The sequence below is a fragment of the Allotamlana fucoidanivorans genome (assembly GCF_006265225.1).
GTDB classification, from domain to species: Bacteria; Bacteroidota; Bacteroidia; order Flavobacteriales; family Flavobacteriaceae; genus Allotamlana; species Allotamlana fucoidanivorans.
Map to the genome: position 1 here is coordinate 218,581 of NZ_VDCS01000008.1, position 9,707 is coordinate 228,287.

Below are 9,707 nucleotides of genomic sequence, written 5' to 3' on the forward strand. Positions count from 1 at the left end.
TTAAAGAATCAATTATATAATTATGGCGTCTCATTACGAAGCACCTATTAGAAGACCTTTAGTTACAGGTAACAAATCATACCACGACGTTACTGTGGATGTAGCAAGGCCTGTTGAAGGAAAAGCAAACAAACAATGGTGGATAGTTTTTGGTATTTCACTGGTCGCTTTCCTTTGGGGAATCGGATGTATTTTATATACCATATCTACAGGTATTGGAACTTGGGGGTTAAACAAGACCGTTGGATGGGCTTGGGATATTACTAACTTCGTTTGGTGGGTTGGTATTGGTCACGCAGGAACCCTTATCTCAGCGGTACTTTTATTATTCCGTCAGAAATGGAGAATGGCCATTAACCGTTCGGCAGAGGCGATGACTATCTTCTCGGTAGTTCAAGCGGGATTATTCCCAATCATTCACATGGGTCGCCCATGGTTAGGGTACTGGGTGTTACCTATACCTAACCAATTTGGTTCTTTATGGGTAAACTTTAATTCACCATTACTTTGGGATGTATTTGCAATCTCAACCTATTTATCAGTTTCATTAGTATTCTGGTGGACGGGGTTATTACCTGACTTTGCAATGTTACGTGACCGTGCTATAAAACCGTTCCAAAAGAAAATATACGCTTTATTGAGTTTCGGATGGTCTGGTAGAGCTAAAGATTGGCAACGTTTTGAAGAAGTATCTTTGGTACTGGCTGGTTTAGCAACCCCTTTAGTACTTTCTGTACATACCATTGTATCGTTTGACTTCGCAACATCGGTTATACCTGGATGGCATACAACCATCTTCCCGCCGTATTTCGTTGCAGGTGCGGTATTCTCTGGATTCGCCATGGTAAACACTTTACTTATTATTATGAGAAAAGTATGTAATCTAGAAGATTATATTACTGTACAACATATTGAATTAATGAACATTGTAATTATGATTACAGGTTCTATAGTAGGTGTGGCTTATATTACAGAGTTATTTATTGCATGGTATTCTGGAGTGGAGTATGAGCAGTATGCCTTCTTAAATAGAGCAACAGGGCCTTACTGGTGGGCTTACTGGGCAATGATGACTTGTAACGTGTTCTCGCCGCAGTTTATGTGGTTCAAAAAACTTAGAACGAGTATTATGTTCTCATTCTTTATCTCAATTGTGGTAAACATAGGTATGTGGTTTGAGCGTTTTGTAATTATTGTAACCTCGTTGCACCGTGATTATTTACCATCATCTTGGACGATGTTCTCACCTACATTTGTAGATATAGGTATATTTATAGGAACAATTGGATTCTTCTTTGTATTGTTCTTATTATACTCTAGAACATTCCCTGTAATTGCACAGGCAGAGGTTAAAACGATTTTAAAATCTTCAGGAGACAAGTATAAAAACTTAAGAGAAGCTGGTAAAAGTTTAGTAGGAACTGGTGCTGATGCTAGAACTTCAGGAGACATTAATAAAGAAACACAAAACTAAAAGTAGCATATGGAAGCTTCAAAAGTAATTCACGCTATTTATACAGACGATGATATTTTGATGTCTGCTGTAAAAAAGGTTAAGGCAGAAAAACATCATATAGAAGAGGTTTATACACCATTTCCTGTTCACGGACTAGATCGTGCCATGGGATTAGCACCAACACGTATTGCTATCACCGCTTTTTTATATGGGTTGGTTGGCTTAACGGTGGCTATCACCATGATGAATTTTATCATGATTGAAGATTGGCCACAAAACATTGGTGGTAAACCAAGTTTTAGTTACATTGAAAACATGCCGGCATTTGTGCCTATCATGTTTGAGTTAACGGTATTTTTCGCAGCGCATTTAATGGTAATTACATTTTACTTACGTAGCAGAATGTGGCCATTTAAGAAATCTGAAAATCCTGATCCCAGAACCACGGATGATCATTTCTTAATGGAAATTGCCGTTCATGGAAATGAGGAAGCCTTAGTAGGTTTATTAAAAGATACTGGAGCCGTAGAAGTTAATTTAGTAGATAAAGCCCATTAATAGAGAACATGAAAAGCTTAATTAAAATAGTAGTAATAGCAGTTGTTTTTGTAGGCGTTTCTTGTAATAAGAAAACAGCGCCAAACTATCAATTCATGCCAAATATGTATGAGTCTGCTGGATATGAAACGTATGGTGAAGCGGCATTTCCTAATGGGGTTGAAGCACAGTTACCTGCTGAAGGTACAGTACCTAGAGGATTCGTACCTTTTGATATTGAAAATTCAACAGAAGGTTATGCGTTGGCAAAAGAAACTTTAAAAAGTCCTTTAGATTCAACACAAGTAGATTTTGTTAGAGGGAAAGAACTTTATGATATTTATTGTGGTATTTGCCATGGTACAAAGGGTAACGGACAAGGTAACTTAGTAAAAAGAGAAAAAATATTAGGTATTCCTAGTTATGACGATGCAGGGAGAGCTATCAATGAAGGTAGCATCTACCATACCATCTATTACGGGAAAAACGCCATGGGATCGTATGCTAACCAGCTTAACGAAGAAGAGCGTTGGCAAGTTGTGTCATATGTTTTACAGTTGAAAGCAGATTTAGAAAAATAAGATTGATAAGATTACTATAGATATGTATACATTTTCAAATAAATTAAGAACATTTTCCTTCATTCTAATTATTTTAGGAGCATTAGGTGTGGGTTATGGTTTTATGACATCTCATAAATCTTTTGAAGAGGTTGAGCACTTGTTGGCAGAAGAATCGCATCATGAAGGTGGTCATGCAGAAGTAGCGCATGACGAAGCTAGTCATGGAGCACATGCAACTGTTAACTCACATGGTGAGGAGGCTCATGCTGAAGTTGATGCACATGCTAAACACGTTGAGCATGTACAACATCAAATAGCTAACAGACCTTGGTCGGCATTATATGTAGCTGCCTTTTTCTTTATGATGATTGCCTTAGGTGTATTAGCATTTTATGCTATTCAAATTGCATCACAAGCAGGATGGTCACCAGTATTATTTCGGGTAATGGAAGGTATCACCGCTTATCTATTACCTGGAGCGTTAATTGTTTTAGCTATTGCCGTAGCCTCTGGAACTATAGGACACTATAACTTATTTGTTTGGATGGATCCTGATGTAGTAGCTCATGATAAATTAATTCAAGGAAAATCAGGTTGGTTAAATTTAACAGGCTTTATAATTAGAGGTCTTATATTTATAGGAGGATGGGTTTTATACCGTCATTTTTCTAGAAAGTTCTCTATCGCTCAAGATACCGCCGAAGATAAAAGTAACTTTAAAAAGTCATTCCGTATTTCTGCAGCATTCTTAGTATTCTTTATTTATACCGAATCTATGATGTCTTGGGATTGGATTATGAGTGTTGATCCGCACTGGTTTTCTACCTTATTTGGATGGTATGTGTTTGCTAGTATGTTTGTAAGTGGTATTACAGTTATTGCCTTAATTTCTATTTATTTAAAATCTAGAGGGTATTTGGAGTTTGTAAATGAGAATCACTTACATGATGTAGCTAAGTTTATGTTTGCCATGAGTATTTTCTGGACCTATTTATGGTTCTCACAATTCATGTTGATTTGGTATTCAAATATTCCAGAGGAAGTAACCTATTTTATAGCGCGCTTTAATGATTATAAATTACCGTTCTTAGGTATGGTAGTTTTAAACTTTGTATTCCCAATACTAATGTTAATGAATGCTGATTACAAACGTATTCCTTGGTTTGTTGTAATGACAGGTCTAGTAATATTATTTGGGCATTACGTTGATATATTTAATATGATAATGCCTGCTACTGTTGGAGATAGATGGTTTATAGGTATTCCAGAAATTAGCGCCATTTTACTTTTCGCAGGATTGTTCATTTTTGTAGTGTTTACAGCACTTACAAAAGCACCATTGCTTGTTAAAGGCTATCCGCTAAGAAAAGAAAGTGAAGATTTTCATTATTAATTAAGATTTAAATAAAGACGAACACGATAATATGACTGCTTTATTAACAATTACAGTTTTAGTATTTATTTTAATTGCCATTTGGCAAATGGTAAAGATTTTTGACTTGGCGCAGGCCAAAGTGGAAAATGCTCAAGTTGCTACAGATAATGACAATACCATGAATGGTTACTTAATGATGGGGTTCTTAGCTTTCATTTATGTAATTACCATTGTTTGTGTTGTAAAATGGGGTGATTTACCGTTACTATCCAATGCGGCTTCAGAGCACGGACCAACCATAGATGGGTTAATGATTACCTCATTAGTTATCATCTTTTTTGTGCAAACTGTAACGCAGTTTTTATTACACTACTTTGCGTTTAAATACAAAGGTGAAAAAGGCAAAAAAGCACTGTTCTTTGCAGATAATAATAAGTTAGAGGCTATTTGGACCATCATTCCTGTAATTGTATTAGCGGGCTTAATTATTTACGGATTGAACACGTGGATTAACATCATGGGAGTTGATGAAAGCGATGATCCATTAGTGGTTGAATTATATGCACAACAATTTAACTGGAAGGCCAGATATGCTGGAGCTGATAATACATTAGGAAAAGCTAACGTACGTTTAATTGATATTGACCGCGCTAATATCTTAGGTTTAGATGAATCTGATCCTAATGCTCAGGATGATATCATTACTACTGAACTACACTTACCGGTTGGGAAACCAGTATTATTTAAAATGCGTTCTCAAGATGTTTTACACTCCGCTTATATGCCACATTTTAGAGCACAAATGAACTGCGTTCCAGGTATGATTACCCAATTTGGTTTCACGCCAACTGTAACTACAGCCGATATGCGTCAGAATCCTGACATGCAAGAGAAGGTAAACAGAATTAACGATATAAGAGTTGAAAACAGCAAACCGTTGGTGGCTAAAGGAGAAGAAGCTTTAGAGCGCTATGAGTTTGATTATTTATTGATTTGTAATAAAATTTGTGGTAAATCACATTACAACATGCAAATGAAGATCGTTGTTGAAACTCAAGAAGAATATGATGCTTGGATTAAAGAGCAGAAAGAATTCAAAAACTCTTTAATTAACTAATTAATTTTAAAAAGAAAAACGAAACAAGATTATGTCAGCACACGCAGATACTCACGCTCACGCCGAAGACCACGGACATCATCATAAAGAGACGTTTGTCACTAAATATATTTTTAGTCAAGATCATAAAATGATTGCTAAACAGTATTTGGTTACAGGTACTATTATGGGGGTTATTGGGGTATTAATGTCTTTAATGTTCCGTATGCAAATTGCATGGCCAGAACAACCAAATGTATTATTTGAAGCTTTACTGGGTAAATGGGCTCCTGATGGCGTTATGGATGCTGATATCTATTTGGCATTAGTAACCATTCATGGAACTATCATGGTATTCTTTGTACTTACGGCTGGTCTTAGTGGTACATTTAGTAATTTGTTAATTCCATTACAAATTGGTGCACGTGATATGGCATCAGGCTTCTTAAACATGGTATCTTATTGGTTGTTTTTCCTTTCAAGTGTTATCATGGTTATCTCATTGTTTGTTGAAGCAGGTCCTGCTGCCGCTGGGTGGACTATTTATCCACCGTTAAGTGCCCTGCCTATGGCTCAAGGAGGTTCTGGTATGGGTATGACGTTATGGTTAGTGTCTATGGCTATTTTCATTGCTTCATCATTACTTGGTTCTCTAAACTATATTGTTACAGTACTTAACTTACGTACAAAAGGTATGACCATGACAAGACTGCCTTTAACCATTTGGGCATTCTTTGTAACAGCAATTATTGGGGTGATTTCATTCCCTGTATTATTATCTGCTGCTTTGTTATTGATTATGGATAGAAGTTTTGGTACGTCATTTTTCTTATCAGATATTTTCATTCAAGGGGAGGTATTACATTATCAAGGAGGTTCACCTGTTTTATTTGAACACTTATTCTGGTTCTTAGGTCACCCTGAAGTTTACATTGTGATTTTACCGGCTATGGGTCTAGTGTCAGAAATTATGGCCTCTAATTCACGTAAACCAATTTTCGGATACCGTGCCATGATTGCTTCTATTTTAGCTATTGCCTTCTTATCAACAATAGTATGGGGGCACCATATGTTCGTTTCAGGAATGAATCCTTTCTTAGGATCTGTATTTACCTTTACAACATTATTAATTGCTATTCCATCAGCTGTAAAAGCCTTCAACTGGATAACAACCCTTTGGAAAGGAAACTTACAAATGAATCCAGCAATGTTATTCTCTATTGGATTTGTATCAACATTCATTACTGGAGGTTTAACAGGAATCATTTTAGGGGATAGTGCCTTAGATATTAATGTACACGATACCTATTTTGTTGTGGCTCACTTCCACTTAGTAATGGGTATATCTGCATTGTATGGTATGTTTGCAGGTATTTACCATTGGTTCCCTAAAATGTATGGACGTATGTTAAATAAAAACTTAGGTTATATTCACTTTTGGTTAACAGCTATTTGTGCTTACGGTGTGTTCTTTCCTATGCACTTTATAGGTATGGCTGGTTTACCACGAAGATATTACACAAATTCAAATTTTCCGTTATTTGACGATCTAGCGAATGTTAACGTTGTAATTACCATATTTGCACTGATTGGAGGTATTGTTCAAATAGTGTACTTATATAACTTCTTTTCTAGTATTTACTTTGGAAAGAAAGCAACACAAAACCCATGGAGATCCACAACATTAGAATGGACCACCCCAGTAGAGCATATTCATGGTAACTGGCCAGGGGACATTCCTCATGTACACCGTTGGGCTTATGACTATAGTAAACCAGGTCATGATGTTGATTTTGTACCTCAAATAGTCCCGTTAAAAGAAGGGGAAGAAGAGTTACACCATTAATTATAATATGCTAAGTATACATATAAGGCCTTTCCTGATTTAGGAAAGGCTTTTTGTTTATATTTGTTTTAATCAAAGGGTTCAATAGTTTATTTAAGATGATGTTGCCATGAATGAAAATTTAGATCCAACAAATAATAATTTTTCACCAGAAGAATTTGACGTAGAAAGAAAGTTAAGACCGTTAGTGTTTCACGACTTTACAGGGCAGGATCAGGTGTTGGAGAATTTACAAGTGTTTGTTCAAGCGGCTAATTTGCGAACAGAAGCTTTAGATCACACATTATTTCATGGTCCTCCTGGCTTAGGCAAAACCACCTTGGCACATATTTTGGCTAATGAACTTAATGTTGGTATAAAAGTAACTTCAGGGCCTGTTTTAGATAAGCCAGGTGATTTGGCAGGGTTGCTTACTAATCTTGAAGAGCGTGATGTGCTGTTTATTGATGAGATTCATCGATTAAGTCCTATTGTAGAAGAATATTTGTATTCGGCTATGGAAGATTATAAGATTGATATCATGATTGAAACAGGACCAAATGCCAGAACTGTTCAAATTAATTTAAATCCATTTACTTTAGTAGGAGCTACCACACGGTCGGGTTTGTTAACATCGCCAATGCGAGCGCGATTTGGGATTCAGAGCCGACTTCAATATTACAAAACTGATTTATTGACTACCATTATTCAACGCAGTGCAAGTATTTTAGATGTGCCTATCTCTATGCAAGCGGCTATTGAAATTGCAGGTAGAAGTAGAGGAACGCCTCGTATTGCCAACGCCTTGTTGCGCCGGGTTCGTGATTTTGCTCAAATAAAAGGCAATGGTGATATTGATATAAGGATTGCCAAATATGCGTTAGAAGCCTTAAATGTAGATGCACATGGGCTCGATGAGATGGATAATAAAATACTATCTACTATAATTGATAAGTTTAAAGGAGGTCCAGTGGGGATTACAACAATTGCCACTGCTGTGAGCGAGAGTCCTGAGACTATTGAAGAAGTTTATGAACCCTTCTTAATTCAACAAGGATTTATTATGCGAACCCCTAGAGGAAGAGAGGTTACCGAACAAGCTTATAAACATTTGGGGAGAATAAAAGGATCTATACAGGGCGGACTTTTCTAAAATAGTATATTTTTAAAATCTCTTAAGCCGTTTGTAGAAGATCATATGTCGTTGGTCGAATTAGCGGTAACATAACAAATATATTGGCTAATTATCTGCAATTTTGTAAGGTATGTAATAAAGGTGTTAGTTTTGCTTTAAGATACTTTTAACAAATCTAAATCTTTATGCCATGAGAAGCCCAAACTACTATATTCTATTGGTAATATTAATGTTAATATTAAGCGCATGTGAAAACGATCATGATTACTACACACCTACACCTTTACAGGAAAATTTAGAAAACCGCTTAATTGATTTATATGGTTCATTAGAATCTTTAGAGCTACCAGCTTCTAATGATTTTACCGCTATCCCAAGTGATGTTAAAAATCCTCTTACTTCGGCTAAGGTAAAATTAGGAAAGTTTTTATATCACGAAACGGCATTAGCTTTGAATCCAACTAAAGAAGAAGGTATGGGTACCTATTCATGTGCCAGTTGTCATCATGCTGCTGCCGGATTTCAAAGTGGAATCATACAAGGTATTGGAGAAGGAGGCATAGGTTTTGGTATTCATGGTGAAGACAGAGTTAAATCTTCAACCTATGAAGCAAATGAAATTGATGTGCAACCTATTAGATCTCCCAGCATTCTTAATGCCGCATATCAAGAAGTTATGCTATGGAATGGTCAATTTGGAGCTAAGGGAATGAATGCAGGAACAGAAGCTAGTTGGACACCAGGAACACCAAAAGAAACGAATACCTTAGGTTTTGAAGGCGTAGAAACTCAGGCTATCGCAGGACTTGGTGTTCATAGAATGATGGTTGATAAAAATATTTTGTATAATGCTAATTATATAGATTTGTTTGATGAGGCCTTTCCTAATGATCTGGAGGAAATACGCTATAGTAAAACAAATGCAGGTTTAGCTATTGCTGCTTATGAAAGAACTGTATTGCCAAATGAAGCGCCTTTTCAAAAATGGCTTAAGGGGGATGTTAAAGCCATGAGTAATGAAGAATTGGCTGGGGCATTGTTGTTTTTTGATAAGGCTAAGTGCTACATATGTCACTCTGGTCCTGGTTTAAACGGCATGAGCTTTCATGCTTTAGGGATGAATGATTTAGCTGGAGAAAACGTGTTCAATGATATTGATGAGGCTACTCGAAAAGGAAGAGGAGGTTTTACGGGTAAAGAAGAAGATAATTTTAAGTTTAAAACGCCACAATTGTACAATCTTAAAGATGTTGAATTTTTAGGCCATGGAGGAAGTTTTAGTTCGGTAAAAGAAGTGGTTACTTATAAGAATAAAGGTGTAGCTGAAAATGCGGAAGTACCTTTAAATAAGTTGTCTTCTTTATTTGTTCCTCTAGGTTTGTCAGAACATGAGGTAGATTTGATAGCACTGTTTATTGAAAACTCGTTATATGATTCAAAATTAATGCGTTATCAGCCCGAAAGTTTACCTTCAGGTAATTGCTTAATCAACGCAGATGCCCAATCTTCTGAGGATATGGGGTGCAATTAATTTTAAAGTTGCATCGCACAAAATAAGTAAATCAAAAATTGTAGTTTAGAGTTTTAAATAGAAGGCTGAGTTCAACCCATAAGTGCAACACACTTATTATTTAGGACTTCAATAGGGTTATTATAATTAAACTTTCTAATAGGTCTGTAATTTAGTAATTTTTCAACTTCTTTTATTCTTTTGATTGAT

General features: G+C 36.1%; 8 protein-coding genes and 1 pseudogene. 8 read left to right on the top strand and 1 reads right to left on the bottom strand.

From position 1 onward, the window contains the following. Positions 1-22: 22 nt before the first annotated feature. From nrfD to FGF67_RS09915, 8 genes are all read left to right on the top strand, one after another. On the top strand, positions 23-1,474 hold the full coding sequence (nrfD, locus tag FGF67_RS09880; protein ID WP_139697253.1) for an NrfD/PsrC family molybdoenzyme membrane anchor subunit: 1,452 nt from the start codon (positions 23-25) through the stop codon (positions 1,472-1,474). A gap of 9 nt (positions 1,475-1,483) precedes the next feature. Further along, positions 1,484-2,014: a DUF3341 domain-containing protein gene (locus tag FGF67_RS09885; RefSeq protein WP_139697255.1), complete on the top strand. Its 531-nt coding sequence runs from the start codon at positions 1,484-1,486 to the stop codon at positions 2,012-2,014. A gap of 8 nt (positions 2,015-2,022) precedes the next feature. Further along, complete coding sequence (locus tag FGF67_RS09890; protein WP_233244051.1) at positions 2,023-2,574, top strand: c-type cytochrome; 552 nt, start codon at positions 2,023-2,025, stop codon at positions 2,572-2,574. Between the two features lie 22 nt (positions 2,575-2,596). Further along, positions 2,597-3,949 carry a quinol:cytochrome C oxidoreductase gene (locus tag FGF67_RS09895; RefSeq protein ID WP_139697257.1) on the top strand — a complete coding sequence of 451 codons (1,353 nt, stop codon included), beginning with the start codon at positions 2,597-2,599 and terminating at the stop codon, positions 3,947-3,949. Between the two features lie 31 nt (positions 3,950-3,980). Then, entirely contained in the window at positions 3,981-5,048 is a 1,068-nt protein-coding gene (locus FGF67_RS09900; protein ID WP_139697259.1) for a cytochrome c oxidase subunit II, read from the top strand. 31 nt (positions 5,049-5,079) lie between these two features. Continuing rightward, positions 5,080-6,873 carry a cytochrome c oxidase subunit I gene (locus tag FGF67_RS09905; protein ID WP_139697261.1) on the top strand — a complete coding sequence of 598 codons (1,794 nt, stop codon included), beginning with the start codon at positions 5,080-5,082 and terminating at the stop codon, positions 6,871-6,873. 109 nt (positions 6,874-6,982) lie between these two features. After that, positions 6,983-8,005 carry a Holliday junction branch migration DNA helicase RuvB gene (gene ruvB / locus FGF67_RS09910; protein ID WP_139697263.1) on the top strand — a complete coding sequence of 341 codons (1,023 nt, stop codon included), beginning with the start codon at positions 6,983-6,985 and terminating at the stop codon, positions 8,003-8,005. 172 nt (positions 8,006-8,177) lie between these two features. Continuing rightward, entirely contained in the window at positions 8,178-9,518 is a 1,341-nt protein-coding gene (locus FGF67_RS09915; RefSeq protein ID WP_139697265.1) for a cytochrome-c peroxidase, read from the top strand. A 71-nt stretch (positions 9,519-9,589) separates the two neighbouring features. On the opposite strand, the pseudogene FGF67_RS17700 reads toward FGF67_RS09915, so the two are convergent. Then, positions 9,590-9,707, bottom strand: a pseudogene (locus FGF67_RS17700) (IS30 family transposase); the annotation flags it as partial.

Coding starts and splice junctions, on each gene's coding strand:
- FGF67_RS09890 (WP_233244051.1), top strand. CDS start 2,023: ATGAAAAGCTTAATTAAAATAGTAGTAATAGCAGTTGTTTTTGTAGGC.
- FGF67_RS09885 (WP_139697255.1), top strand. CDS start 1,484: ATGGAAGCTTCAAAAGTAATTCACGCTATTTATACAGACGATGATATT.
- ruvB (WP_139697263.1), top strand. CDS start 6,983: ATGAATGAAAATTTAGATCCAACAAATAATAATTTTTCACCAGAAGAA.
- FGF67_RS09900 (WP_139697259.1), top strand. CDS start 3,981: ATGACTGCTTTATTAACAATTACAGTTTTAGTATTTATTTTAATTGCC.
- FGF67_RS09895 (WP_139697257.1), top strand. CDS start 2,597: ATGTATACATTTTCAAATAAATTAAGAACATTTTCCTTCATTCTAATT.
- FGF67_RS09915 (WP_139697265.1), top strand. CDS start 8,178: ATGAGAAGCCCAAACTACTATATTCTATTGGTAATATTAATGTTAATA.
- nrfD (WP_139697253.1), top strand. CDS start 23: ATGGCGTCTCATTACGAAGCACCTATTAGAAGACCTTTAGTTACAGGT.
- FGF67_RS09905 (WP_139697261.1), top strand. CDS start 5,080: ATGTCAGCACACGCAGATACTCACGCTCACGCCGAAGACCACGGACAT.